The organism is Roseobacter insulae (genome assembly GCF_019375555.1).
Lineage (GTDB): Bacteria > Pseudomonadota > Alphaproteobacteria > Rhodobacterales > Rhodobacteraceae > Roseobacter > Roseobacter insulae.
This window is the reverse complement of sequence record NZ_JAHXDN010000002.1, coordinates 50,029-74,225: the sequence shown is the minus strand read 5'-3', so window position 1 is coordinate 74,225 and position 24,197 is coordinate 50,029. Positions and strand designations below refer to the sequence as shown.

Genomic DNA, 24,197 nt, shown 5'->3' with positions numbered 1-24,197 from the left:
ATGCCCGGGTTCCAGTACACCGCTGTCTCGGAGACCGGGCAAACCCGTCGCGGCAAAGTCGCGGCGCCGGATGTTCAATCAGCCGCGCAGATCCTGCGGTCACAGGGGCTTGTTCCGCTGGACGTCCGGTCGGCAGGTGCCCGCATCAAACTGAACCTGCCCGTCCGGCAGTCGTTGTCGCAAGCCGAATTGGCGGTGATGACGCGCCAACTGGCAACGCTGCTGGACAGTGGGGTCCGGGTGGATGACGCCCTGACCGCCGTGGCCCGGCAATCCGGCGCCAGACTGACCGCCATCGCGGATGATTTGCGGGCGGGTATCCTCGACGGGCAGAGCTTTGCTGCCAGTCTCTCCAAGCATCCGAAAACCTTTGACACATTCTACACCGCTTCTGTGCGCGCAGGCGAAACCGCCGGACGGCTGGGCGCGGTGATGGGGCATCTTGCAGATCATGTCGAAACAAGGTCCCAGAACCGGAACAGCGTACAGCTCGCCCTGATCTACCCGGCTATTCTGGCGCTGGTCTCTTTGGCGGTTGTGACCGCGCTGCTCGTGTTTGTCGTGCCTGACATCGTCCGTGTCTTCGCAAGCCGGGGCGCAGACCTGCCCGGCCTGACCAGAGGGCTGATTGCCCTGAGTGACGGCCTGATCGTCTGGTGGCCCTGGATGATCACGCTGCTGACTGCCGCCGGTGCCGGTATCTGGCGGGCGCTTGAGGTGCCCGAAGTGCGCCTGTCATGGCATCGATTCCTGATCCGTAACCGGATCCCTCGACAGATCGCGTCGGCACAGTTCTCCGGGACCCTCGCGACCCTGACACAAAGCGGTGTCACCCTGAACGACGCCCTGGAGGCTGCCTGCGGGACCGTGAGCAACCTGTCATACCGCGCCACGCTGAGAGAGGTTGCAAGTGCCGTGCGGGATGGCGCGGCGCTGTCGCAGGCGCTGGCGCGTCACACCGTCTTTACGCCCATGATGATCACGATGATCGCCAGCGGCGAGGCAGGCGGCACCCTGCCGCGCACCCTCGCGCGCTATTCCGCGGACACTGCGCAGTCACTTGAGGCGATGATCAAGGCGCTTGTCGGACTGGTGGAACCACTGGTGCTTCTTCTCATGGGGGGCATCGTCATGTTGCTCGTCCTCGCCATTTTGCTGCCCATTGTGAACCTCAACAACCTTGTGGGCTGAACCCGCTCTTTATGCTGAAAGGATCTGAAAATGCCCGGTCACGCTTACTCCCGCCGCTCTTTTCTGGCGCGTCTCGCAACGGTCGGAGCCTTGCCGATCCTGGCGGGGTGTGCCACCTCCGATCCTGCAAACGCTCCGGTCTCACGCCCACCGCGAACGGCCATGCTGCTGCCCCTGTCCGGCCCCCGCGCCGACCTCGGTCAGACCATGGCGCGGGCGGTTTGGTTGGTCGAAGATCGCAGTGGCCTGCCGCAGCGGGTGGAGATCTTTGATACCGGGCCTTCGCCGCAAGGTGCTGCGACCGCCGCCGCCCAGGCCGTTGCCGCTGGCGCCGAGGTAATCGTCGGCCCGCTTTTCTCCGATCACACGACAGCCGTGTTGGAGAGCGCGCCAAAAGCCCGGATCATGACCCTCTCCAACAATGACCGCTTGGCCGCGTCGGGGGCATGGGTGTTCGGTGTAACCCCGGCGCAGTCGGCAAAGGCCGCTGCCGGTTTTGCCGCAAAGCAGGGCGCACGCAGCATTTCGATACTGCAACCAAGCGGCGATTTCGGGGGCCAGTCGGCCGAGGCACTCGCCCGCGCGGCGAAGGCCAACAGGATGACCGCCATTCCGGCTGTAGGAATGCAGGACACCGACAACCTGCTGGCGGCGCTTCGGGCACGGGGCGCGGGGCAGCTGCCTGACAGCCTCTACTTACCGACATCTGACGCGACCAGCAGGCGTGCCGCGCGCATTGCCGCGGACGCGGGGATCAGCGTCATCGGCTCATTGCAATGGGCCGATGCCCCATCCGAGGCGTTGAAGGGAATCGAAACCCTCACATTTGCGGGCCCGGACCCGCAGCTTTTCACCAGCCTGTCCGCGACATACCGCAGTGCACTGGGCGAAGAGATGGGTATCATCTCCGGGCTTGCCGTGGACGCTGTCATGTTTGCCAGCGCCCTGCCGCGGGACCGCAATGGACGGGTTCAGATGACCGCGCGAGAGCCGCTCGACGGGCTGCTGGGGCAATGTGCCTTCCGCAAGGACCGGACCTGCGCACGGGACCTCGCCATGCTTCAGATGAAAGGTGGCCAGCTCCGCAAGGTGGCATGAGCGTGCGCGCACCCGAGGCCGGTGTCACGCTGATCGAGATGCTTGTCGCGATGTCCGTTTTCGCCCTGATCGGCCTTGCAGGTTACAGTGTTCTGGACACGATTGTGCGGACCGATCGTCAGACGTCCGGGCGTTTGGACAGCTACGCCGGGATTGGCCTGGCCTTGCGCGTTTTCGAGCTCGACGCGCTGCGGGCGCAGGGCGGACATTCGCAGACTGAAACCGGATTTTCCTTTGCGACCGGTGATGGCCGTATCACGTACAAATCGGGTGCAAACGGGGTGATGCGACAAATCAGGAAACCTGATCGCCCCGCTTTCAATCAGCAGCTTCTGCCGCCCCCGGCCGCGATGCGCTGGCGCGTCATTGCCCCGGGCAATGGCGCGGATGCCGCGGTGGAGGTTCTGTTGGCCCCCACGGGCGATACCTCGGTCGCGGTTTCCAAGCTGGTTGCGCTGACGCAGATCCCGCCGGTGTCGGAATGACACGCCGCCCGGGCGAGCATGGCGTGGCCCTCGTCAACGTTCTGATGGTCATGGCGGTGTCCGCAGCCTTGGTTCAGGCAATGCTGAGCACGCAAGAGACGGCCATCGACCGGACAATTGCAGCAAGGGACAGGGCGCAGGCATTCGCATTGGCGAAGGGCGGCGTGGCCTCTCTCCGATCCGCCCTGCGGCGTGACGCGCAGGAAACACCCGCCAGCGACCATCTGCAGGAACCCTGGGCGCAGATCGCGCAGGAACCGGTTACCTTCGACTTCGGCACCTATTCCGTTCGCGTCAGCGACGCGCAGGGGCGTTTCGACCTCAATGGATTGCAGCCGGGCGCCATTGCGCACCAAAGGGTTTTCTCGGCCCTTCTGGAGGTATTGGAACTACCGCCGGATCTCGGCAGACAGATCACTGAGATCGTGAAGGCCAAGGGGCCGCTGACCTCTGCCGCCAGCTTGCGTAAATTCGGGATTGCCCCCCGCCTTGTCGAGGCCCTCGATCCATATGTCACGGCGCTGCCCGCTGGCGCGTCGATCAACCTCAACACCGCGCCAGAGCCGGTGCTTGCCGCGGTCTTTGCAAATGCCGTCGTGGCCCGCAGCCTGAGCGCGCGCCGGATGAAACAAGGCTTCCTGACACGGGATGATCTCGCATCCCTTGGGCTGGTGCAGCCGGCACTGGCGGGCTGGCGCTCCGATGTCTTCGACGTTCAGGTGTCCGCTGTCGTCGGTCAGACGTCTGTCGGCTATGATCGCAGGCTGCTGCGTGATCCGAAAACCGGCCTGATAACGGATCTGCCCCGCCCGTGATGGCGCAAACGAATGACGCCGCCGGAATGCTCCGGCGGCGTCCTCGTTCGACGATCGTCTTGGGTTAGTGATCAGAACTCGAACGGTTCCGCTGTGCGGTTCAGGGTCAGTGTGGCCAGATCAACGTTGATCGGTGCATCGTTCCGACCCTGGTTGAACGCCATCTGGAAATCGCTGCCCAGAGCCGAGAGAGCAGCAGCAAGACCAGTGGCGCCATTGCCACCCCCGCCGCCCCCGCCACAGGCGACAAGGCCTGTCGCAAGCAGCATGAGGCAGGCGGTGCGAAGTGAGAGTTTCTTCATGTGAAGGTCCTTTCCCGTTGCAAGATCAGTTGGGCGATCCGGGGATCGGCGAGTTCAGGTACGGAAAGCGGTTTTGCAGCTCCGTTGCCGCAATCGGCGCCCCGTCAGTGAAAGCCGCTGTGCCGACCGGTGCATCTTCCTCGGCACACAGACCGAGATTGATCAGATCGCTTGCTTCACCATCGACGGCGCCCTCAACGCCAAGTTCTGCGCCCAGCGGTACCGGATGGCACAACGCGCCCATCGCAACACGCAAGGACACATCAATGATGTCATCACCCGGACGGCGCCCGTTCGGGAAACCTGCCAGGTCCTCTGCAACAACCCCAAGCGTGTGCTGATCGGCACGCGGGGTCGGCGCAATGGCCGTGTTCAGACGCAGCATCTCACCCTGCTGGACATTCGCAGGCTGGTTCAGCCCGGGAAAGCCGGTCAGATAAGTCGTGACAAGGTCCTGACGCGGAAAGTTCGACGGGGCGATGTTGTCGGATGCGCCAAGCGGCGTCCGGAACAACAGATCCACAAGCGCCGGGAACGATGGATTGGTCACATATGTGGCCAGATCGACATCATCAATCGGCTCGGACCCGTTGAAACGGTCCTTGTCCGGGATGCCAATAACGATCTCGTTCACCAGCGGCGTCGAAATCCGCGACTGCTGAACCCAGGCACCGCCGATCCTCGACGTTTCCTCATAGCCGGGTGTCGCGTCTTCCAACTCGGCCTGTGCAAGGCTCGAAGTTGTCCAACCACCGATCACGGTTTCATCGCCGGAGGTCAGGCAGGAAATCGGCATCTCCAGGGCGATGGTGGAAACGTTGACCTTGCCGAACACGTCATCGTTGTCGCGGCTTTGCGTGATACCACCGTCCTGACCGCCACCGTCGCCTGCGCCGGGGGCGCTGTCGCCTTCGATGGGCACGAGATTGATCAGGTCAAAGACTTCGCCGAGGTTCAGGGCAAAACCGTCCGAACGCTGCCCCACGAAGGCGCGGCCCGGCATGTCACATCCAGGCACGTCGATGTCGTAGATGTATTGATCCGCATAGGCGTCATAGTCGGGCAGCGTGTTGACACCGATGTGGTCGAGAGGTTTGACGAAGGAGGCATTTGCCGATCCGGCGCGGGTCACGACACTGCGCACACCGCTGCGACGGTCGCCTTCGACCAGGGTAATGCCATAGCTCTCGGATTCGTTGAGAAGCGATTGGTCATTCGGCAGGATTTTCCCGGCGATTTTCAGCGGAATGGCCACCTGCTCACCGTCGATATCCAGCCCGATGCCGGCACCACCGTTAGCAAGCTGGTTGTCGAATTCGAACTGGAACGTGAGGTCTTCGATCGCGTCACCATCGTTGTCAATGTGAATCTCGTAAAGCGCGTCCGCATCCATCGTGTAGTAGCTGGGGCCGCCGTAGTTCACCTGCAAAGGTTGGTAGTTGGCCAGCAGGGTCACATAGTCTTCGCGACCGGGCTCATAACTGCGGAATATGTAAAAGTCGGTGCCGTCCACTTTCGGGTGCTCGGTGATCGCCGGCGCCTCCCGGTGAGAGGACGCGCCCACGGGCGCGGCTGCGGCCATGATGGCGGCAGCAAGCAGGCTGCTCATTGCTAGGGGTTGTTTGAATTTCATTTTCTTTCCTCACGTTTGTTCCACGCAAAGCTTCTCCGTTGGCAAAAGATGCGTCTTTTGCCTGGGCTCTGCGCGACAGCGGTTTCAGTCCGGTCGCGGGGTTTCCGCTGTGGGAATATTCAAGCTGTATTCACTAAAACGGGGCGCTTCAGAATTTAGTTTCAGCCTTTGCAACAAATTCCCGAAGCGCGCCGTATTGCTGTGTAAGACGACATTTTTGCGGAGTATGGCCATGATCGAACACCCGGACCCGGTGCAGATTTTTGCGACGATCTGGCTCTTGGCGCTGCTGGGCTGGGTGAGCCTCTATGACCTGAGATATCTGCGCATTCCAAACGCAGCGAACGCACTACTGGCGGTGTCAGGCATCGTTACCGCGATGATCACGACAGCCGAGGTTCCGCTTGCACATGTCTGGGGGGCGCTCCTCGGGTTCGGGGTTTTTGCCGCGCTCGGCGCATATTATCACCGCCGCACCGGCGACGACGGCCTGGGTCTTGGCGACGCCAAGCTGCTCGGCGCGGCTGGCGCATGGTTGGGATGGGCCGCCCTGCCCGGCGTTGTCGCGCTCTCGGCGCTCTCGGCCCTCGCCTATGCGCTTGTTCTGAAACGGCGAAAGCTGGCCTTCGGCCCGTGGCTGTCGGCCAGCTTTTTGCTGCATTGGATGGTCTCGCTGCCGGGTTAGGCGCTGACGAGAACGAGGCATCCGTTCGGCATCGTGATCTCGTGATGCTCCGTGCCCGGCAAGGAACACTGCGCATCGCCTGCCATGAACAGCTTGCCGTTCATCCAGAATTCGCCCTCAATTATGAACAGGTGTTCGGCACGCCCATGCACATGCGGCTTGATCCGGGCACCGGGAAGGCAACGCAAAAGATACATGCAACGCCCACTCTCCGGGTCACGGGTCAGTATCTTTTTCCAGATCAGGTCAGCGCGCTGGACCCACTCGCCCTCATCAGATCGCTGCACATGGGTGGGCTCCTCCGGTTCCGCATCCAGCTCGGCCTCAATTGACGCCAGCAGATCCGCGGGCGGCGCGACGTCGGGCAGGGATTGTGTCAGCGGAGCAAGCTGCGCGAACAGGTCATCCGAACCGTCCCCAAATTGTGGCATCGTGCCGGGAATGGCCGGAATCGTGTTGAAGTTGCTTACCATTTTATCCAGTGAACGCATTATGTTGTCGGTGTCCTGTGTCATTCCATTGCCTCTCGCAAAGCTGCCAATCCACGTCGCACCCAGCTTTTGGCAGTCCCGACCGGTATGTCCATCACACTTGCAAGTTCGATGTAGGTGTATCCCTGAAAATAGCAAAGCATAAGCGCCTTGCGGTGGTCCGGGCGCAGATCGGCAAGCAGGCGACGGATCACGAGGCTGTCCAGCGTGTGACTTGCGGGATCAACCGGGTCCGATAGTTCGGGAACATCATCGGTAAATTCGACAAACCCGCGCGTTCTTTCCGATCGCAGGCGGTCAATGGCGCAGTTGCGCGCGATGGTGCCGATCCAAGACAGCGGATTGCCACTTTCCGGGCGATACTGATGCGCCCTTTTCCACATCCGCACAAAGGCTTCCTGGGCCACTTCCTTGGCGAGGTCGTGATCTCGCATGATGGCGAGGATGACCCCGTATACATACCGCGCGCTCAGATCGTAGAACCTGCGAAACGCAGCCCGGTCGCCCTCCGCACAGGCCGCTAGCAACTGCGCCAGTTGTCGGCATTGTTCTGTCGCAGCCATAGGCTTCGTTTCGCTCTTCTCAGATTCCGAGGCGGGCACCAGTCTGGTTACTCCCACGATAGTCTCCCCGTTCTATTGGCATCAAGCAAGGACGGGAGCGGAGCGCTAACGGATGCACCCCATCATGATTTTTTCCTGGGCGGTCATCACAGGTTTGGTCTCAATCCCACCGACCCGTGGCGAATTGCGGGAGTTTTCCTTTTCAAGATAACCACTTAGATTGATCACCAGATGCGATTGCCCACGGCATTTGCTTGCAACAAAAGTTCGTAGCGCATCACCGTGCAACGACACGCTGCCAAGCGGCAGCCAGTTTTCCTCTTGCGAGGGGCGCAGGATAATCTGCGGGTCATCCCGAAAAACCACATTGCCCGCGACGGTCAGAAGAGCGGCGGTGACAATCCCGGCCGCGAAGTACAGGACTGGCGCGGCTGTTACTCCCAACCGCTTCGAACCGATCGCTTTTCGTCCCGGCACCGCGTTGAGCTCGGACTCGATGTTATCGAGCAAGCCCTGACCGGGCCGGGCTTCTTCCAGCAACTCAGACAGGGGCGCAAGCAGACGCAGGTCTTCCGGTGCGGGTTCCGCCGCCTCACTGCCGCGCTGCCGGCGCAGGAACGATAGCATGTGCAATCCGAGGTTCATTTTTGAGCGTCATCGTCACAGGTTATGGGTGCTGTTTCCTTGCAGGACGGAGCCGGGCCGCCAACGGATGCAGTTAACCCCGCGTCAGCACGCGGTCAGATTCCGGCGTACCATTCATAGCCACGGTCTTCCCAATAACCGCCACGTCCGCGACCGATGGCGCTGAAATCGTCTATCACTTCTATCGCCCGTATGTATTTGGCCATCTTGTATCCCAGTTGCCGTTCCACACGCAGTCGCAAAGGCGCTCCGTTCGGAACCGGCAGCGTCGCCCCGTTCATCCCGTATGCGAGGATGGTCTGGGCGTGCATCGCGTCGACCATGTCAATCGTCTCGTAGTATTTGACGCCGCCAGACAGGCTGCGCTCGATGGTGTCGAAGCAATGCAGCATAATGTATTTCGCGCCCGCCTCGACACCGGCCCGCGTCAGGACTTCGGATAGTGGCACACCGGTCCACTGTGCAATGCAGCTCCAGCCCTCCACACAGTCGTGCCGCGTGATCTGTCGCCGGGCCGGCATTGCATGGAGATCTGCCAGGGACAGGCTTTGAGGTCGCGCAACCCGTCCGCTGACCACCAAGCGGTAGTTGGCAAAATCGGTGGAGACATGTTCAAGATACGCCGCATCCTGCGGGTTCGTCACGCCATTGGGTCGCTGCGGCTGACGTATGTCCGATGCGGTGAATTCCCGGGCAAGCGCGTCGCGGTCCAGCAAACCGCGCTGCGCGGCAAACGTCAGCTGATTGGCCCGCTCCATGTATTGCCGGACGGGGTTCCCGAGATCGCTGAGACTGTCGAGCACCTTGCATCCGCTCATCGACGCGGTCGCAAGCCCGGCACCCGCAAGACGCAGGGCGCGCCGCCGCGTAAGGATTTTCCGCGTCATGTCATTCTCCTTCATCAAGCTTGTACCACCCGGTCAGCATCGACCGCATTTCATTGACCGGCCCGGCCAGCAGCACCATCACGACGTGAACCAGAATGAAGAGCACCACTCCGGTCGCCGCTGCAAAGTGCAGTGTTCGTGCGGTCTGGCGGCCACCCAGTATCTCCGGCAGCCACGGAAATGCAGCGTTCATCGCCGGCGACATGGCCAGCCCGGTGGCGACAATCAGCGGAAACAGACCGAAAAGCACCGCACCGTAGCTGAGCTTCTGCAAGGGTCCGTAGCGGCGCCGATGGTGAAACCGCAATTGCGCGTGTTGCCGGATGTCCCCCGCGAGTGATCGCAGGTCAGCCCGGCGCGGCATCAGGTCGTGCCACATGTGGCCAGACGCGACTGCGCCAACGCACCAGACCAGAAACGCGACGACAAAGACCCAGGCAAAGAAGAAGTGAACCACCCGGCCCGTCGCCAGATCCACACCGCTTGGAATGGTTGCCCATCCTGGCAGGGCCCTGCCCTCGCCGGCCAGCGAGAAAACCGTGTTGTCGAAACCAAACCCGGATTGGTCTCCGAAATAGAGAACCGGATGCGCGTTGAAAATCTGGGCGCCGGACCCCATCAGAAAGAAAACGGACAAGGCCCATATCCAGTGGGTGATGCGTGTGGTGCGCGTCTGTCTCTTTACCCAGCGCCCTCGTTTGTCGGTTATTGCCGTCACCTGCGTCCCTCCTGCCTGATGCCCAAGACTACGTGTCCGGTTCCCGCAGAGTTTCAGCGGCGGCGTTTTTGTGGCCCGTGAAACTTTCCTGAACGACCTCGCGTCTCTTGGTCAGTCCCTCGCCATGCAGAGGGGATGATCAGAAATGAAAGGAACTCAAATGATCCGAACACTTAGACTGTCTTCCACCGTCGCCGCGCTTGTGCTGGGCGGCGTCGCCTTTGCGGCCAATCCCGATGTTGGCGGTGCACCGATGTTCGCGGACAAGAACATTGTTGAAAACGCTGTGAACTCTGCCGACCACACAACGCTTGTGGCCGCTGTGAAAGCCGCGGGCCTAGTTGACGCGTTGATGAGCGACGGTCCGTTCACGGTATTTGCGCCGGTCAACGATGCCTTTGCTGCCTTGCCGTCCGGCACTGTCGAAACGCTGCTGAAGCCGGAAAACAAGGGGACACTCACCAAGGTTCTGACGGCGCATGTTGTCGCGGGGAAACTGTCCGGTCCGGAATTGATGTCCAAGGCACGGGCGAGCGCTGACGGCTTCTTTCATCTGGACACCCTGTCGGGAGATGCCCTGTCCGCTCAGGTCAAGTCCGGCACGCTCTACATCTACGACGAAAGCGGGAACGCAGGGCGCGTGACCATCGCCGACGTGAACCAGTCAAATGGCGTCATTCACGTTGTCGACACTGTTCTTCTGCCCAAGTAACCAGGTTGACCCAGCGCGGGCCGAAGGGGGCGCTGCTCCCCTTCGGTCGATCTCGCCCCGGGGCAGCGCTTTCCTGACGCCTCCGTCACCTGACGTGCACCTGTCGGATCAGACCCGTCAGAACCTCGGCACTTTCGCGCAGCGCGTCCTCATCGAAAGCCGCGTATCCGAGCAGGACACCCTGCGGCGGATCAGGCAGCACCGCATGCGATGACAAGGCCCTGACGGTCAGCCCATGTGCCGCGCCAAGCTCGGAAACATCCTTGTCGGTCGCTATGTCCGCAAGCGCCGGAGCCAGCGGGCAACACAGGTGCATGCCCGACGGGTCCGGCGTGACAACAAGGTCATCGGCAAGCGGCGCCAGCGCCGAGACAAGACAGGCCTGCCGCTTGGCATAGGTCCGGCGCATGCGGCGCAGATGGGTTGCGAACTCGCCACTGTCCATAAAGGTTGCCAGCGCCGGTTGCGGAACCAAAGAGGCGCGGGACCCCGTCAAGGACAAGTAGGATCTGACCGGGTCGATCTGTGCTGTCGGCACAACAAGGTATCCGATCCGCAATGCGGGGCTCAGCAGTTTGGAAAAGCTGCCGAGGTACAGCGTGTTCCGGAGACCATCCAGACCGGACAGCGATGGCAAAGGTTGCCCCTGATACCGAAATTCGCTGTCGTAGTCATCCTCGACAATCAGCGCCCTTGTGCTCCGCGCCCAATCCAGAAGCGTCACCCGTCGCGCCAGAGACATCGAGACACCGGTTGGAAAATGTCGCGAGGGCGTAACCACCGCCGCCGCGATATCCCGGGCGATGTCATGCGCATCAAGCCCGTCGGTACCAACACGGATCGGCACGGGAGTGATGTCTGATCGGGTCAGCATGTGGCGCAGCGGCGACCACCCGGGATCCTCGACCGCCACATTTTGCCCGGGTGCAAGGATGGCCCGGAACACGATGTCGAAGGCGTCCCATGCGCCGCCCGTGATCACCACCTGTTCGGGATCACATTCCAGCCCACGCCAGGCCGAGAGGTGCTCGCTGATGGCGGCACGTAAGGGAAACCATCCCAGCGGATCCGGTTGTGCCAGCAATCCCGGTGCCGGCGCTCGCCACGACCGTTCCAGATGTCTCGCCCAGATGCGATGCGGGAAAAGAGCCCAATCGGGCAGGCCCGGTTGGAACGGACGCCAGTCGGCTGACCGCTGAGGAAGACGCGGTTTTACCCCGCGTGGCGGCGCAAGGTGTGGCAGGTGGTCGGCCACGAAAGTGCCCCCGCCGCGTCGCGCCGAGAGGTATCCTTCGCCGAGGAGCTGATCATAGGCGGTGGTGACCGTCATGCGCGATACCGACAGCTCACCCGCAAGACCACGACTGGCCGGAAGGCGGGCCCCCGACAGTGCCCCGCCGCTGAGGATAATGTCACGCAGGGCATCGGCCAACTGCAGGTGCAAGGGTTTCGGTGCACGCCTGTCGAGCGTAAGCGCAAAGAGCTTCGCATCCAGATTGGACTGTAATTTTTGTTCTATATTGGCCATTTTATCATATCCAATACCGCGCTAGGGGTCGTGCCGCAACACAGAACGCAGGACCTCCCAATGACCCAGAGCTTACCGATCACCAACCGTTCCCGCCTGCGCCGGCTGCATCAACGCGGGCATTTTGACAGGGAAACGGTCAACGCCATTCTGGATGCCCAACCGATGTGCAGCGTAGGATACATCATCGACGGCAAACCCTATGTCACGCCGACGCTGCAATGGCGCGAAGGCAATCACATCTACTGGCACGGATCGTCTGCCAGCCGGGCCCTGCGCGCGTCCAGAGATGCGGATGTGTGCCTGACGGTGGCTATTCTGGATGGTCTGGTTCTGGCGCGCTCCGGCATGCACCATTCTGCAAACACCCGCTCCGTCATGTTGTTCGGAACTGCGGTCAAGGTCGAAGACCCCGAGGCCAAGCTGGAAAAACTCGGTCGCTTCGTGAACGGCCTTTTTCCCGGTCGCTACGAAATGCTGCGCCCTGACCACGCGCAGGATCTGAAAGCCACGATGGTGCTTGGCATGAAGATCGAGGAGGGCAGCGCCAAGATCCGCACGGGCGGAGCGATCGACGAGGAGGAAGACTATGCGCTGCCGATCTGGGCAGGGGTCATTCCGGTACGGACTGAAATCGGCGCGCCGGTGCCGGACCCCCGAAACATCGAAGGTCTGCAGGTGCCGCGCCATGTGACGGACTTCAAGATGGGATGAGGCGGGTCCTGTCGCATGGCCCCCGATCAGGCCGTTGGTCGCTATCCTGCATATCCGAAGAGCCGTGGCAGCCACAGCACAAGGTCAGACCAGACAACAAGGCCCAGCAGCGCCACCAAAAGCGCCGCGAGAAAGGGCCAGATTTCGCGGATGATTTCAGACAGCGGGATGCGGGTGACAGCGTTCAGAACAAACAGCAGTATCCCGTAGGGTGGCGTGATCAGGCCGATCATGCAATTGACCACGGCTACGACGCCGAAGTGGACCAGATCAATGCCAAGCTCCCGGCATGTCGGCAGGAACAGCGGGATGATTACCAGAATGATCGTCGTGGCATCCAGCACGCACCCGAGCAGCAGCAACAGGATATTGATCCCCAACAGGAACAGAAGGGGGTCAATCTCCAGACCGACAAGGCGGGCGGCCAGCAGGCTGGGAATGTTTTCGGACGCGACAACGTAATTGAGGATCAGCGCACCGCCGATCACGAGGCCAACCGCGGCCGAAGACCGCGCGCTTTCCACCAATATGCTGTAAAGCGCACGGAAACTGAGGGCCCGGTAGAACAGCGATGCCAGCAGGAGTGCGTAGAAGGCGGCAACGGCGGCGGCCTCGGTCGGGGTGGTGACACCGCCGTAGATTCCATAAAGCAGGATGGCAGGCATCAGAAGCGCGGGAAACGCGTTCACCGTGCGTCCGGGAAGTGCCGACAGGGGCACGGGATCTTCCAGCGCAAACCCGCGCCGGTGCGACAGAAAGGTGTTCATGCCCATCAGCACAAGCCCCATCAAAAGCCCCGGGACGATGCCACCAAGAAACAGGTACCCAATGGACGTATTTGACACCAACGCGTAAAGGACCATGGGAATAGAAGGTGGAATGATCGGGCCTATTGTTGCCGACGCCGCCGTGATTGCTGCTGAATATCCACGTGTGTAATGGCCGCTTTTGGTCATCATCTCGATGATGATTTTCCCGATGCCCGCCGCATCCGCCACGGCAGAGCCGGACATGCCCGAGAAGATCAGTGAGGCGACCACGTTGACGTGGCCAAGCCCGCCGCGAAACCGGCCCACAAGCGCGACGCAGAAGCCGAGCAGGCGATCACTGATCGTGCCTGCATTCATGATGTTGGCGGCAACAATGAACAAGGGCACCGCCAGCAGGATGAAGCTTTGATACAGCCCGTCCATCAGGACTTTGCCGGCGATGCCGATACCCTGCCCGGCGATGGCAAGGTAGCCGAGCGACGCAATCAGAATGGCATAAGCGATGGGCGCGCCAATTCCCGCCAGAAAGAACAGCGTCGCAATGCAGACGAAAAACTCGACGCTCATTTCTGCGCGTCTCCGACGCTCTTGGGTGTCGGCGCCTCGACACCGTGTCGCGCGGCGCGGTAGACCGCCCAGGCATACCGCAGGGAGACGGCGACCAGAAACAGAATGTAGACCGCATAGATGTCGCGCATGCGAATCCAGTCACCAAATACGCTGGACAGCGTCGCGGTCTTTTTCAGCCGGAGGATGTAGAATTTCGACCATGTGGGTTCTATCGACAGGGCCAGCCCAACGGTAATGGCCAATCCCGACACGATGATGAACCAACGCCGCACCGCTGGCCGCACCGCGAGGAACAGAATATCGAAGGTGACGTGGTCCTGATCGCGGACAATAAACGCATTGCCCCAGAAGATCAGCCACACCCACAACAGCAGACAGAATTCCAGCGTCCACCCGTACAGCGAGGGTTCGAGAAAGGGAAACTGTTCCGGCACCCACTCAAGGCGTGCGGAATACCGCACCGCGATCTGCAGCACGAAGGTCAGGAACATGAGCGCCATCATGGCCGCCGCGATCGCCCTTGCGAAATGCCCCAATGCGGAAAGAAGTTTGGTCATGAACGGGCTCACGCACAAAAGACCCGGGCGAAGATACACCCCGCCCGGTTATCGAGGGGCGTCGTCCAAGCGCCTCTGTGCTGTTGGATCAAGCGATCAATTCCCAAGCGCGTTGATCTTGTCCAGCACACCATCGGGCCAGCTCGCCGCGAGGTCGGACCCTGCGTATTGGGCCTGCACGTGGTCGCGAAACGCCTTGAGATCGGGCTCGTAGACCTCCAGACCCTGCTCCTTGAGGAAGGACACCAGATCAGCCTCTTTTTCCAGTTGCTTGACCCGCCCGCTTTCCGCGGCGGCCTCGGCCGCGGCCTGAACGGTGGCCTGCTGCTCTGGCGAGAGCTCATCCCAGACAGCCTTGGAAAAGGCGACGTAGTTCAGGTCGACCAGATGCGACGTCAAGGCAATCTGCTTGGTCACTTCGTAGAACTTCGCGTCCACGACAGTTGGCAACGGATTGTCCTGGCCGTCCACCGAGCCGGTTTGCAGGGCGGTATAGACTTCGGTGAACGACATCGGTGTCGGGTTTGCGCCCAGCGCCTTGCCAAGGAATTGCCATGCATCCGTGCCGGGCATCCGCAGGTTCACACCTGCCAGATCCGATGGCGTCATCACGGTCAGTTCATCCTTGGTCTGGCGCAGGTTCACGTGGCGCCGCCCCAAATACATCACCGCCAGCAATTTGACGCCCAGTTCATCCTCCGCTTTCTGTTTGAAAGGCGCCATCAGGGGATCGTTGAAAACGGCAACCTGATGCGCGGCGTCCTGATGCACGTAGCCGGTCGCGAAGATGGAGAATTCGGGGAAGAACTGCGCCAGTTCCTGCGCCGACGCAATCGACATTTCAAGGTCTCCCGAAGCAATCGCTTCCAGTTCGGAACTCTGCGCAATCAACGATCCATTGTAGTGCGGCTCGTAGGTTGCAAAATCCGCAACCGCGGGCGCAAAGACTTCGGCAAGTGCCACCGAGCGCTGATCGGTTTCTGATGCGGGTGTCGACATGCGCAGCTTGATCTTGTCCTCGGCGTAGGCGGGGATGGCCAGCAAGGCCGCGGTCACCGCCATCAGAGCACGTCTGGTAAATGGGGTCATAATAATGTCTCCTCCGGTTGTAGTGCGGCCTTGATGCCGCTTGTTTTTCCACGGGTCGGCCCCGCGAAATGCTTAGCTAAATTCCTAGTGCACGTCTCTTTGCGCTGTCGATATGTGCATGAATTGCCCTGACGGCCTCTGTGCAATTGCGGTCTTTCAGCGCCGCGCACACCGCCAGATGCTCGGTCAGCACCGGCACAACGAGCTCCGGCAACATCCGCGTGTCCGAATTGCGGATCAGCCTGATCTTGATCGCGTTCACCCGGTGAATGTCCGAAATGATCGGGTTGCCCATCGCATCGATGATGAGGTCATGAAACGCCCAGTCGGTTTGCTGTGCCCGCTGCAGAACGGCGGGCGTCATGTTGGCGGTGGCCGCTTCTCGAATGTCGAAATGTTCTTGCGTCAGGCGGTCGATGTCTTCGGCTGGCGCCTGCGCGCAGAAGACAGCCACCGCCTCGCCTTCGATAATATGGCGCAGCTGGAACGCATTGCGCACCAGATCGAGATCAATGGACAGCACCTGAAGCCCGCGCTTCGGCACTGTTTTTATCAGCCCATCGGCCTCTAGCCTCGGGATCATTTCCCGAATAGCGCCCAGCGGCATGCCCGTCAGTTCCACCAGCTCGCGCTGCGACACGATCTGACCGGGGCGAATGTCACGCGCCAGCAGTTTCTGAGTGAAGTTGGAGTAAGCGTGGTCTCGCAGGCGCGGTTCGGGGGCCGTGATCATGCCGTGACCTTTCCGGACATCCCCGCCATGATTGCAGCCCGCGCCTGGCCGGACAGCGCCTGCAACGGGGGTCGCGTATTCTCCCAGTCCGCGTGCCCCGTTATGCGCGCTATGATCAGCTTGAGCGCGGGGATCACGGGGACCGATACGATCCGGTCCACCTCAGCGCAGAGATCGGCATCCTCCTTATGCGTTTCAAACACCTGCAGCAAGCGCCGGGGATAGAGGTTTGCCATGCCGCAAATGGACCCCGCAGCCCCCAGAGCGGCGGCCTTGTGCAACAAACGTTCGTCTCCGACGAGGACGGGAATATCCCGGTGCTTCAGCAATGCCTGCGTGTTGGCCCAGTCGCCTGAACTGTCCTTGATCGCCATCACCCGCTCTGGAAACGCCCTGCGCAATCTGTGGACCAAGTGCACAGACAGCGGTACGCTGGTCACTTGCGGGATGTTGTAAAGGATGAACTTCGCGCGGGCGTCCGCGTCGCGAAACAGCTGCGCATTCCAAGCGAATACTCCCGCGTCATCCAGGCCCTTGAAGTAAAACGGCGGTGGCAGCAGAAAATCGGTGATGCCAGAGCTCAGGCCCTGCCCGACCTGTGCCAGCACGTCCGGGATCGCGCAGGCACACAGGCCAAGGGTTATTCCTGTCGGGGCAACACCGCTGTCCACCACGGTCGCGATCGCCTCTGAACGCTCCGTGAAACCGATGGATGCTCCTTCACCTGTGGTACCGAACAGCGTCACACGGGTCAGGCCATCATCCAGCAAACCGGTTGCATGCGCCCGCAGCATTGCCCGATCAATACTGCCATCCGCGCAAAATGGCGTCAGCAGTGCCGCTGAAATGCCAAAGCTCACGAGGACGCGTCCGATGGGTGGAAAGACAGTTGTACCATACCGTCATGTTAGTGGCTGCGCGTTGACTGTCAATCTGACATGTTAGATATAACTCTAAAAGCACAACCGGCAGCCGGCGGAGGAGTGACCCCAGATGCCACGAATTCTCTGCGCCGGGCTGATCGCGGTCGACATGGTTTTTGACATCGAAAGCTACCCCGCCGTGGGAACCAAGACCCGGGCATCCGCAGCACAGATGATCACCGGCGGCGGCGCTTTGAACGCGGCAACCACAATTGCCGGGCTCGGTGGGCAAGCCTGCGTGGCAGGCGCAATCGGCGCTGACGCGCTTGGGGATTTCCTTCTGGCAGAAATGGCCCGCCGAGAGATCGACACGACACATCTGCAAATTCTGCCGGACGCACCAACATCGCTGTCCGCGGTGCTGATCACGCCGGATGGCGACAGGACCGTCATCAACCGGCGGCATCAGGTGCCAGCCTGCCCGCATCTCGATCCGTTCCGCTTCGACGCAGCCCTTGCGGACACACGCTGGCCGGACCTGGCCGCCGTGGCCATGAACGCGGCGCGCAAAACGGGGAAGCCCGCCGTCCTCGACGCGGAAGCACCGGTAAAACCCGCTTCAGACGCCCTCGGGATTGCAACCCATGTGGTCTTTTCCCAGCAGGGGTTGCGTGATTTCGCAGGTGCCTGCGACGCGGCAGCACTCTCGAATAGCGCGAAAAAAATGCGGACGTGGTGTGCAGTGACAAGAGGCGCCTCATCTGTGCTGTGCCACGATGGCCAGACATTGAGCGAAGTACCGGTGTTTCCGACGCAGGCCGTCAATACCCTGGGCGCCGGGGATACCTGGCACGGCGCCTTCACCCTGGCCCTGGTCCGTGGGATGCCCGAGATCGAAGCGGTTCGCTGGGCGAATGCGGCCGCAGCAGTTAAGGTCAGCCGCCCGTGGGGCAGCACCGCGCCACCAACCCGCCCAGAGGTCGATGCGCACCTAAAAAAGACCCGGTAAATGCGCAACCGGCGTGCCGCAGTCAGAATGGCTGGTTCAGAGGGAGAAGATGGATATGCAGGGCATTGTTCCGAGCCTCAACACACCTTTCGACATCAGCGGCGCGATTGATCACGACGCGCTGCGCAAACTGGTCCATCACACCATCGACGCAGGTTGCGGCGGGATGCTAGGGCTGGCAGTCGCGGGCGAGGCTTCCACGTTCAGCTTCGACGAGAAAACTGACGTTATCGCGACCGTAAGCGACGCAACGGCGAACCGCATCCCGTTCATCGCGAGTGTTACCGCGCCACAGATATCCGAGAGCCTGGAGCTCGCCCGGTTCGCCCGGTCGCACCGTGTTCCCGGTATTTGCATCCAGTTGCCGCGCGAACTCGCTGGGTCCGGCAGAAGGGATTTTTTGCGCGAACTCGGCACCGCCGCACCGGACATCGTGATGGTGCAGGATCTGGACTGGACAGGCAGCGGTCTGTCCGTTGATGAGATCGTGGCATTGCACGGATGTATCCCGCGGTTTTCATGGCTCAAGATCGAAACCCAACGGGCAGGTCCGAAGTATTCTGCGGTTCTGAAGGCGACGAAGGGCGCGCTGAATGTTTGCGGCGGATGGGCCGTAACACAGCTGATGGACGCCATGGCGCGGGGCGTTCACGCCTTCATCCCCACCGGCTTGGAACATGTCTATGTAGCAATCTATCGGCATTACAAATCAGGCAACATCACGGACGCCCGAAAGCTGTTTGAAAGGGTGTTGCCGATTCTGAATTTCTCGAACCAGGACGTGAACATCAGTATCCGGTTCTTCAAAGAGCTTCGGAAAGCTCAGGGCCTTTTCGGCACGAGCAAGTGCCGTATCCCGGGTGCCTGCTTCGATCCGGTGCAGCAAGTCGAAGCCGACGTCGCGCTGGATGCGGCCCTGCGGCTCGAACATGAGATCGCGCGCCGGTCCTGACGCGGCCCGCTTTCCATCTACACCGCCATGTGCGGCGGGAAGGGCATCACATCAGCGCGTCAACTTCAGCCCGGCGCGGCATGGACGGCGCGGTCCCCGGTCGCGTCACCGAAATACCTGCTGTTGCCGCGCCATATCGCACGGCCTCCAGCGGCGATTTACCCTCTGACAGGGCGGCGGCAAAAGCACCGTTGAAAGCATCGCCCGCGCCGGTCGTCTCCACGACCGGCCCCGCGTTCACGGCCGACACGAGCCCATGGCCAAAAAGATACGCGCCCTGCTCACCCATCGTGATGATCGGCGTGCGCACCCCCAAATCGCACAAGGCCTTGCACGCCCTCTCTGCATCTTCGGCGCTCTGCACGGCGACGCCGGTCAGGGCCTCGCATTCGGTCTCGTTCGGGGTCACGTAATCGCACAGCGCCAGCATCCCCTCCGGCAGGGTTGCCGCAGGTGCCGGGTTCAGGATCGTGGCGACCCCTGCGCGCCGGGCAATCTCCAGCCCCCGCCTTGCTGCCTCGATGGACTGTTCCAGCTGCGTGACGAAAACATCGGCCCCGGCAATCAGGTCCTCATGGGCATCGATATCGGGGGCTTTGATCAATGCCGCCGCGCCGGGAGCTATGATGATCGCGTTGTCGCCGGAACTTTCCTCGATAAAGATAAAGGCGGCACCCGTATAGCTGTCCTCACGCTGCTGGACATGCGGCACAACGCCCGCCTCTGCCCACGTCTCAAGCGCCAGCTTGGCGAAATCATCCTGACCCAGCATCGATATCATATGCGTATCGGCGCCCATGCGCGCGCAGGCCACGGCCTGATTGGAGCCCTTGCCCCCCGGGCCGAGGGAAAAGGTGTTCCCCATGAGGGTCTCGCCCATCACCGGCATCCGGTCCGCGCGATACGCGGTGTCTGCAACGAAAACACCCAACACGACGACTTTACCCATTGATCACTCTCCGTCCGGTGGGACGACGCCCTTTCGCAAGGCAAAGCAGCCGTAGAACCGGCGCTCACCCGTCTGGATCACAGCATATGCCTGCTTGGCGCGGTCGTAAAATGCAAAGCGTTCGATGCCGAGCAGTGTCGGCCCGCCAACCGCGCTGACTTCGGCCTGTACCTCTTCCATCACCGGCAGGATCGTTTCAGGCTCATCGACGACTTCCATGCGGGCGGCCGCATCATCCACGAAGGTGTCGATGGGATAGACCGACAGCACCGCTTTCACCACTTCCGCGGCAGGCCGGTCAATGCGCAGAACCTTACCCAGAACGGTATCCCGCCCGACACTGTCCGACGGAAAATTCGTGTCGGCAATGATGAGATCGTCACCATGACCCATTGCACGCAACGCATAAAGCACGTCGGCGTTCAGGATCGGGTCAATTCCTTTGAGCATGTCAGCCCTCCTCTTGTTCGGGATGTCAAAGTCGCATGCCCGTCTCGGCGTCGAAGAAATGCAGATGATCCGGATCGGGCTTAAGATGAACGGTCGATCCACTCTCGAAAGCATGGCGTTCCCGGAATACGGCCGTCACATCCTGCCCTTCGAACCGCAAAAAAACCATGGTTTCCGAGCCGGTCGGCTCAACAACCTTGACCTCCATCGGCAGCCCGTCGTCGGCAAGGATCAGATGCTCCGGGCGCACGCCAAGCAATTGCTTTCCCGCGCCGCCCGGCCCGGCGAATTGCCGCCCGCCCACCTGAACCTGCCCGCCTGCCGCGTGCCCGGCCAGAAGGTTCATGGAGGGCGCGCCGATGAAAGTCGCCACAAATGCGTTCGCCGGGTTGTCATAGAGCTCAAGCGGCGTGCCTACCTGCTCGATCCTGCCGCCCTGCATGACCACGATCCGGTCCGCCAGCGTCATGGCTTCGATCTGGTCATGGGTGACAAAGACGGTTGTGGTCTTAAGCCGCTGGTGCAATTCCTTGATCTCCGTGCGCATCTGAATGCGCAGCTTCGCATCGAGGTTCGAAAGCGGCTCATCGAACAGGAACACCTGCGGGTCACGCACAATGGCCCGGCCCATGGCCACGCGCTGCCTTTGCCCACCGGACAGGTGCCGGGGCTTGCGGTCAAGATATTCGGTCAGGCTCAGGATCTCGGCGGCTTCCTTCACCCGCCGGTCAATCTCAGAGCGATCCGCCTTGGCCACTTTCAGGGCGAACCCCATGTTTTCGGCCACGGATTTATGCGGGTAAAGCGCGTAGGTCTGGAACACCATCGCGATGTCCCGCTCGGCTGGCGGCAGGTTGTTCACGACCCGGTCGCCGATGGCGATGGTGCCGCCATTGATCGGTTCAAGCCCGGCGATCATGCGCAGCAAAGTGGATTTCCCGCAGCCGGACGGCCCGACCAGGGCCACGAATTCTCCATCTGAAATGTCGACATTTACACCATGAATGACTTCGGTCGCCCCGTAGGATTTTCTGATGTCCTGAATTTTGACGCCTGCCATTCGCAGCTTTCCCCCGGTTCCGATTTTTGATGCTAGAGAAAGGTATTTACGTTGTCCACGCCCGCCTGACAGCTTTTATTGACTTAACGTAAATCTCGATCATAGTGAGGTTTCGTGGGAGGATCACGGGGCGCAACTGTCAAATAATAGATAAAAAACATGCGCCCACTCACCTGCCCATGGACGAAACGTATCACCATGTCCCGGGAGGATGGAAATGAAAGTAGACCTTTATAATTATATCGTAGCGGCCCAGAAGATGAGCCGCCGACAGATGTTGAAAGGCTCGGCTGCATTGGGTGCCGTTGCGATGATGCCCAAGGCCGCCGCACGTGCGGATGGGCACGCCAGCGTCCGCGCAGAAATCCTGAAAATTCCGGGTGTTGGTGCCGGATCTCCGACCGACAGCGATTGGCAGAAGGTTGGCGAAATGTGCCTCGGCGCGACGAAGGAAAACGTCGCCGAGGGAGAATTTGCCGGCGTGGAACTGACGTTCATGGGGCTTAACAACCAGAACCTTCACAACTTCCTGTTCCGCGGCTTCCTGAAACCATGGGAGGCCTACACAGGCGCCAAGATCAACTGGATCGACCTTGCGCAGGCCGACTACAACGCGCGTCTGCAGCAGTCCATCGCAACCGGTACCGTCGACTTCGACATCGTCGAAATGGGTGCCCCCTTCGAGGGTGACGTGCTGGGCCGCGGCATGGCGTCCGAGATGCCCGACTGGGTCAAGGACCAGATCGACATGGATGACTACGTGGACTACCTCAAGGCGCCCGTGGGCACCTGGGACGGCAAAACCTATCGCGTGTCCATCGACGGCGATTGCCATACGTTTGCGTATCGTAAGGATTACTTCGGCGAGGGTTCGGTCACCGGTCGGGACGTCCCCAAGACCTGGCAGGAGATCAACGCGGTCAGCAAGGAACTCATCGGCAAGGAAGACCCGCTTACCGGGTTGCCCGCACATGGCTATCTCGACCCGCTGAAAGGCTGGGGCGGCTTCGGCTTCTATTTCCTGGAAAACCGCGCTTCCGCCTATGCCAAGCACCCCAACAGCCCGGCGTGGCTCTTCGATCCTGAGACGATGAAGCCCATGGTCAACAACCCGGCATGGGTGCAGGCCATTCAGGACGTGATGGACCTGATCGAGGCGGGCGCATACCCGGCGGATCAGATCAACGCCGACCCCGGCACAACCGCGTTCCAGCAGTTCCTGGCCGGGACCGGATCCATGCTGATGTGGTGGGGTGACGTCGGTTCCAGCGCGCGCACATCCGACACATCCGTTGTGGGTGACGTGGTGGGCTTCGGGATCAACCCGGCGTCTGACCGCGTCTACAACGCCAAGGACGGTGCATGGGAAGATACCATGAACGAGGCCCCGAACATGGCTTACATCGGCTGGGGTGTCTATGTCATGGCCACCGTCGAAGGCGACGCCAAGAAGAAGAAAGCCGCATGGTCCGCCGCGGCGCATCTGGGCGGCAAGGACCTGTCGCTCTGGGCGTCGGCCTATCCGTCGGGCTTCCAGCCTTACCGCCAGTCACACTTCCAGTTCGAGGAGTGGGAAGAGGCCGGCTACGACCGCGCCTTTGTCGAGGACTACCTCGGCTCCAACGCGGACAGCTACAATCATCCCAACGCGGCGATTGAACCGCGTATCCCGGGTATCTTCCAATACTACTCGGTGGCCGAAGACGAACTCGCCAAAGGCTATGCGGGTCAATACGGATCGGCCCAGGAAACGGCGGATGCGATTGCCGCCGCCTGGGAAAAAATCACCGACCAGATCGGGCGCGACAGCCAGATAGCACTCTACAAGGCGTCACTCGGTCTGTGATCCGGGACAGGTAAACAGAAAAACGCGGCACCCTTTGCGCGCCGCGTTTTTTGCTCCGCCGCAATGTCGCCAAGCGGGACTTAGCTGTCATTTATTCTCTAAGGTGAAACGACTGCATTAGGCTAGCGCTTTGCTACCGTCGAATGTTTGAAAATCTGTTGTCGTTTCCGTCAACTCCGCCGCCATCTGATCAATCATAGACATCGCTACAGGCTCGATTTGTTTGTTCCAAACGGGTCCATCGTAGAATGAGCCTTTGAGCTTTTCACGCTCTTCCATTGACGCAAAAGCTCGAATCCAATGAACTTTGTGCTGATGTTCAAGGTCACGAAGTGGTCCGAAGACCAGCATTCCTGCGTCACGAAGCGCCCGCCGATTACTTTTCTCAAAGAACTCGATGAACTCTTCCCGTCGCCCTGCCTTAATTGTGTAGTGACGAATTTCCAAAATCATCGCCCATTCTCCAAAACTTGTTCCTTCGGACATTCGCTGCGTCACATCAATTTTGCAAGATGGGCTCATTACAGCCGTAAAGCAGGCGCGCTGCGTCGGTTGATCTGGGCACAAACTGAACGATGCTGTGTTTTCTTTTGCTGCCACACGCCCGGAACACGCCATTAATCCCCGATGAACTTTTCCATACTGTGCGCGGTCTTAATCAGGCGAAATCGCCCGACGGCACACTTTGCGGTGCACAGGTTGTGCAAAGGTGGTGTACGGTGTGTCACAGGACCGTTTGCCCTTGTGATGCAGGCGTTAACCGCCTCCCGCATATCCGACCCCCGGACCCTGCGGAGAGCCGTTGCGCGTGCGGCGCGTTAACCGCCGCGCGCGGGCTTGCAGCACGGCAGAAGATGTCTCTGCCTTTTCCATCTTAACAGC

General features: G+C 60.9%; 27 protein-coding genes. 10 read left to right on the top strand and 17 right to left on the bottom strand.

Annotated elements, in window-relative coordinates:
* The 4 genes from KX928_RS06475 to gspK are packed head-to-tail and all read left to right on the top strand — an operon-like array spanning position 1 to position 3,589.
* Positions 1-1,191: a type II secretion system F family protein gene (locus KX928_RS06475; protein ID WP_219500290.1), complete on the top strand. Its 1,191-nt coding sequence runs from the start codon at positions 1-3 to the stop codon at positions 1,189-1,191.
* A gap of 30 nt (positions 1,192-1,221) precedes the next feature.
* Positions 1,222-2,289 carry a penicillin-binding protein activator gene (locus KX928_RS06470; protein ID WP_219500288.1) on the top strand — a complete coding sequence of 356 codons (1,068 nt, stop codon included), beginning with the start codon at positions 1,222-1,224 and terminating at the stop codon, positions 2,287-2,289.
* Positions 2,286-2,774 (top strand): PulJ/GspJ family protein, encoded by a 489-nt coding sequence (locus KX928_RS06465; protein WP_219500286.1) that lies wholly within the window; start codon positions 2,286-2,288, stop codon positions 2,772-2,774. Before KX928_RS06470 ends, KX928_RS06465 begins: the two co-directional genes overlap by 4 nt.
* Complete coding sequence (gene gspK, locus KX928_RS06460; RefSeq protein WP_219500284.1) at positions 2,771-3,589, top strand: type II secretion system minor pseudopilin GspK; 819 nt, start codon at positions 2,771-2,773, stop codon at positions 3,587-3,589. The genes KX928_RS06465 and gspK overlap by 4 nt, the downstream gene beginning before the upstream one ends.
* 71 nt (positions 3,590-3,660) lie before the next feature.
* On the opposite strand, the gene KX928_RS06455 is transcribed toward gspK, so the two are convergent.
* Entirely contained in the window at positions 3,661-3,891 is a 231-nt protein-coding gene (locus KX928_RS06455) for a hypothetical protein (RefSeq protein ID WP_219500283.1), read from the bottom strand.
* 25 nt (positions 3,892-3,916) lie between these two features.
* On the bottom strand, positions 3,917-5,524 hold the full coding sequence (locus KX928_RS06450; RefSeq protein WP_219500275.1) for a DUF4331 domain-containing protein: 1,608 nt from the start codon (positions 5,522-5,524) through the stop codon (positions 3,917-3,919).
* 232 nt (positions 5,525-5,756) lie between these two features.
* Between KX928_RS06450 and KX928_RS06445 the strand changes: the two genes are divergently transcribed.
* Positions 5,757-6,209 (top strand): prepilin peptidase, encoded by a 453-nt coding sequence (locus KX928_RS06445; RefSeq protein ID WP_219500273.1) that lies wholly within the window; start codon positions 5,757-5,759, stop codon positions 6,207-6,209.
* Here KX928_RS06445 and KX928_RS06440 read toward each other — a convergent pair.
* The 5 genes from KX928_RS06440 to KX928_RS06420 form a co-directional block, all read right to left on the bottom strand.
* A complete protein-coding gene (locus KX928_RS06440) occupies positions 6,206-6,700 on the bottom strand; it encodes a cupin domain-containing protein (protein WP_219500271.1) in 495 nt (164 codons plus the stop codon). The two genes, KX928_RS06445 and KX928_RS06440, sit on opposite strands and share 4 nt — an antisense overlap.
* Positions 6,701-6,720: 20 nt before the next feature.
* On the bottom strand, positions 6,721-7,263 hold the full coding sequence (locus tag KX928_RS06435; protein ID WP_219500269.1) for an RNA polymerase sigma factor: 543 nt from the start codon (positions 7,261-7,263) through the stop codon (positions 6,721-6,723).
* Positions 7,264-7,368: 105 nt separating this feature from the next.
* On the bottom strand, positions 7,369-7,908 hold the full coding sequence (locus KX928_RS06430; RefSeq protein WP_219500267.1) for a hypothetical protein: 540 nt from the start codon (positions 7,906-7,908) through the stop codon (positions 7,369-7,371).
* Positions 7,909-8,003: 95 nt separating this feature from the next.
* Positions 8,004-8,795: a molybdopterin-dependent oxidoreductase gene (locus KX928_RS06425; protein ID WP_219500266.1), complete on the bottom strand. Its 792-nt coding sequence runs from the start codon at positions 8,793-8,795 to the stop codon at positions 8,004-8,006.
* 1 nt (position 8,796) lies between these two features.
* Positions 8,797-9,513, bottom strand: coding sequence for a cytochrome b/b6 domain-containing protein (locus KX928_RS06420; protein ID WP_219500264.1), 717 nt, complete (start codon positions 9,511-9,513; stop codon positions 8,797-8,799).
* 160 nt (positions 9,514-9,673) lie between these two features.
* Between KX928_RS06420 and KX928_RS06415 the strand changes: the two genes are divergently transcribed.
* Positions 9,674-10,225: a fasciclin domain-containing protein gene (locus tag KX928_RS06415; protein ID WP_219500262.1), complete on the top strand. Its 552-nt coding sequence runs from the start codon at positions 9,674-9,676 to the stop codon at positions 10,223-10,225.
* Between the two features lie 85 nt (positions 10,226-10,310).
* Here the strand turns inward: KX928_RS06415 and pdxR are convergent, their stop codons facing one another.
* Positions 10,311-11,753 (bottom strand): MocR-like pyridoxine biosynthesis transcription factor PdxR, encoded by a 1,443-nt coding sequence (pdxR, locus tag KX928_RS06410; RefSeq protein WP_219500260.1) that lies wholly within the window; start codon positions 11,751-11,753, stop codon positions 10,311-10,313.
* 60 nt (positions 11,754-11,813) lie between these two features.
* On the opposite strand from pdxR, the gene KX928_RS06405 reads away from it, so the two are divergent.
* Complete coding sequence (locus tag KX928_RS06405) at positions 11,814-12,467, top strand: pyridoxamine 5'-phosphate oxidase family protein (protein ID WP_219500257.1); 654 nt, start codon at positions 11,814-11,816, stop codon at positions 12,465-12,467.
* A gap of 41 nt (positions 12,468-12,508) precedes the next feature.
* Here KX928_RS06405 and KX928_RS06400 read toward each other — a convergent pair whose 3' ends face one another.
* From KX928_RS06400 to KX928_RS06380, 5 genes are all read right to left on the bottom strand, one after another.
* On the bottom strand, positions 12,509-13,804 hold the full coding sequence (locus KX928_RS06400; RefSeq protein WP_219500255.1) for a TRAP transporter large permease: 1,296 nt from the start codon (positions 13,802-13,804) through the stop codon (positions 12,509-12,511).
* On the bottom strand, positions 13,801-14,364 hold the full coding sequence (locus KX928_RS06395) for a TRAP transporter small permease (protein WP_219500253.1): 564 nt from the start codon (positions 14,362-14,364) through the stop codon (positions 13,801-13,803). The genes KX928_RS06400 and KX928_RS06395 overlap by 4 nt, the downstream gene beginning before the upstream one ends.
* 96 nt (positions 14,365-14,460) lie before the next feature.
* Positions 14,461-15,453 (bottom strand): TRAP transporter substrate-binding protein DctP, encoded by a 993-nt coding sequence (gene dctP, locus KX928_RS06390; protein ID WP_219500251.1) that lies wholly within the window; start codon positions 15,451-15,453, stop codon positions 14,461-14,463.
* Between the two features lie 76 nt (positions 15,454-15,529).
* Positions 15,530-16,186, bottom strand: a complete 657-nt coding sequence (locus KX928_RS06385) for a GntR family transcriptional regulator (RefSeq protein ID WP_219500249.1) — start codon at positions 16,184-16,186, stop codon at positions 15,530-15,532.
* Positions 16,183-17,046, bottom strand: coding sequence for a dihydrodipicolinate synthase family protein (locus tag KX928_RS06380; protein ID WP_219500247.1), 864 nt, complete (start codon positions 17,044-17,046; stop codon positions 16,183-16,185). The genes KX928_RS06385 and KX928_RS06380 overlap by 4 nt, the downstream gene beginning before the upstream one ends.
* 133 nt (positions 17,047-17,179) lie before the next feature.
* Between KX928_RS06380 and KX928_RS06375 the strand changes: the two genes are divergently transcribed.
* Together KX928_RS06375 and KX928_RS06370 are read left to right on the top strand one after the other, a co-directional pair.
* A complete protein-coding gene (locus tag KX928_RS06375) occupies positions 17,180-18,058 on the top strand; it encodes a PfkB family carbohydrate kinase (protein ID WP_219500245.1) in 879 nt (292 codons plus the stop codon).
* Between the two features lie 55 nt (positions 18,059-18,113).
* Complete coding sequence (locus KX928_RS06370) at positions 18,114-19,010, top strand: dihydrodipicolinate synthase family protein (protein ID WP_219500243.1); 897 nt, start codon at positions 18,114-18,116, stop codon at positions 19,008-19,010.
* A 46-nt stretch (positions 19,011-19,056) separates the two neighbouring features.
* On the opposite strand, the gene rbsK is transcribed toward KX928_RS06370, so the two are convergent.
* From rbsK to KX928_RS06355, 3 genes are read right to left on the bottom strand one after another with little or no spacing between them, the layout of a single operon-like run.
* Positions 19,057-19,959, bottom strand: a complete 903-nt coding sequence (rbsK, locus tag KX928_RS06365; RefSeq protein WP_219500241.1) for a ribokinase — start codon at positions 19,957-19,959, stop codon at positions 19,057-19,059.
* Positions 19,960-19,962: 3 nt separating this feature from the next.
* On the bottom strand, positions 19,963-20,409 hold the full coding sequence (locus KX928_RS06360) for an RbsD/FucU family protein (protein ID WP_219500239.1): 447 nt from the start codon (positions 20,407-20,409) through the stop codon (positions 19,963-19,965).
* A gap of 25 nt (positions 20,410-20,434) precedes the next feature.
* Entirely contained in the window at positions 20,435-21,469 is a 1,035-nt protein-coding gene (locus tag KX928_RS06355; protein ID WP_219500237.1) for an ABC transporter ATP-binding protein, read from the bottom strand.
* A gap of 217 nt (positions 21,470-21,686) precedes the next feature.
* On the opposite strand from KX928_RS06355, the gene KX928_RS06350 reads away from it, so the two are divergent.
* Positions 21,687-23,315, top strand: a complete 1,629-nt coding sequence (locus KX928_RS06350) for an extracellular solute-binding protein (protein WP_219500235.1) — start codon at positions 21,687-21,689, stop codon at positions 23,313-23,315.
* Positions 23,316-23,432: 117 nt separating this feature from the next.
* Here the strand turns inward: KX928_RS06350 and KX928_RS06345 are convergent, their stop codons facing one another.
* Complete coding sequence (locus KX928_RS06345) at positions 23,433-23,801, bottom strand: NIPSNAP family protein (RefSeq protein ID WP_257883617.1); 369 nt, start codon at positions 23,799-23,801, stop codon at positions 23,433-23,435.
* Between the last annotated feature and the right edge of the window lie 396 nt (positions 23,802-24,197).

Coding starts and splice junctions, on each gene's coding strand:
- KX928_RS06475 (WP_219500290.1), top strand. CDS start 1: ATGCCCGGGTTCCAGTACACCGCTGTCTCGGAGACCGGGCAAACCCGT.
- KX928_RS06470 (WP_219500288.1), top strand. CDS start 1,222: ATGCCCGGTCACGCTTACTCCCGCCGCTCTTTTCTGGCGCGTCTCGCA.
- KX928_RS06465 (WP_219500286.1), top strand. CDS start 2,286: ATGAGCGTGCGCGCACCCGAGGCCGGTGTCACGCTGATCGAGATGCTT.
- gspK (WP_219500284.1), top strand. CDS start 2,771: ATGACACGCCGCCCGGGCGAGCATGGCGTGGCCCTCGTCAACGTTCTG.
- KX928_RS06455 (WP_219500283.1), bottom strand. CDS start 3,891: ATGAAGAAACTCTCACTTCGCACCGCCTGCCTCATGCTGCTTGCGACA.
- KX928_RS06450 (WP_219500275.1), bottom strand. CDS start 5,524: ATGAAATTCAAACAACCCCTAGCAATGAGCAGCCTGCTTGCTGCCGCC.
- KX928_RS06445 (WP_219500273.1), top strand. CDS start 5,757: ATGATCGAACACCCGGACCCGGTGCAGATTTTTGCGACGATCTGGCTC.
- KX928_RS06440 (WP_219500271.1), bottom strand. CDS start 6,700: ATGCGTTCACTGGATAAAATGGTAAGCAACTTCAACACGATTCCGGCC.
- KX928_RS06435 (WP_219500269.1), bottom strand. CDS start 7,263: ATGGCTGCGACAGAACAATGCCGACAACTGGCGCAGTTGCTAGCGGCC.
- KX928_RS06430 (WP_219500267.1), bottom strand. CDS start 7,908: ATGAACCTCGGATTGCACATGCTATCGTTCCTGCGCCGGCAGCGCGGC.
- KX928_RS06425 (WP_219500266.1), bottom strand. CDS start 8,795: ATGACGCGGAAAATCCTTACGCGGCGGCGCGCCCTGCGTCTTGCGGGT.
- KX928_RS06415 (WP_219500262.1), top strand. CDS start 9,674: ATGATCCGAACACTTAGACTGTCTTCCACCGTCGCCGCGCTTGTGCTG.
- pdxR (WP_219500260.1), bottom strand. CDS start 11,753: ATGGCCAATATAGAACAAAAATTACAGTCCAATCTGGATGCGAAGCTC.
- KX928_RS06405 (WP_219500257.1), top strand. CDS start 11,814: ATGACCCAGAGCTTACCGATCACCAACCGTTCCCGCCTGCGCCGGCTG.
- KX928_RS06400 (WP_219500255.1), bottom strand. CDS start 13,804: ATGAGCGTCGAGTTTTTCGTCTGCATTGCGACGCTGTTCTTTCTGGCG.
- KX928_RS06395 (WP_219500253.1), bottom strand. CDS start 14,364: ATGACCAAACTTCTTTCCGCATTGGGGCATTTCGCAAGGGCGATCGCG.
- dctP (WP_219500251.1), bottom strand. CDS start 15,453: ATGACCCCATTTACCAGACGTGCTCTGATGGCGGTGACCGCGGCCTTG.
- KX928_RS06385 (WP_219500249.1), bottom strand. CDS start 16,186: ATGATCACGGCCCCCGAACCGCGCCTGCGAGACCACGCTTACTCCAAC.
- KX928_RS06375 (WP_219500245.1), top strand. CDS start 17,180: ATGCCACGAATTCTCTGCGCCGGGCTGATCGCGGTCGACATGGTTTTT.
- KX928_RS06370 (WP_219500243.1), top strand. CDS start 18,114: ATGCAGGGCATTGTTCCGAGCCTCAACACACCTTTCGACATCAGCGGC.
- rbsK (WP_219500241.1), bottom strand. CDS start 19,959: ATGGGTAAAGTCGTCGTGTTGGGTGTTTTCGTTGCAGACACCGCGTAT.
- KX928_RS06360 (WP_219500239.1), bottom strand. CDS start 20,409: ATGCTCAAAGGAATTGACCCGATCCTGAACGCCGACGTGCTTTATGCG.
- KX928_RS06355 (WP_219500237.1), bottom strand. CDS start 21,469: ATGGCAGGCGTCAAAATTCAGGACATCAGAAAATCCTACGGGGCGACC.
- KX928_RS06350 (WP_219500235.1), top strand. CDS start 21,687: ATGAAAGTAGACCTTTATAATTATATCGTAGCGGCCCAGAAGATGAGC.
- KX928_RS06345 (WP_257883617.1), bottom strand. CDS start 23,801: ATGTCCGAAGGAACAAGTTTTGGAGAATGGGCGATGATTTTGGAAATT.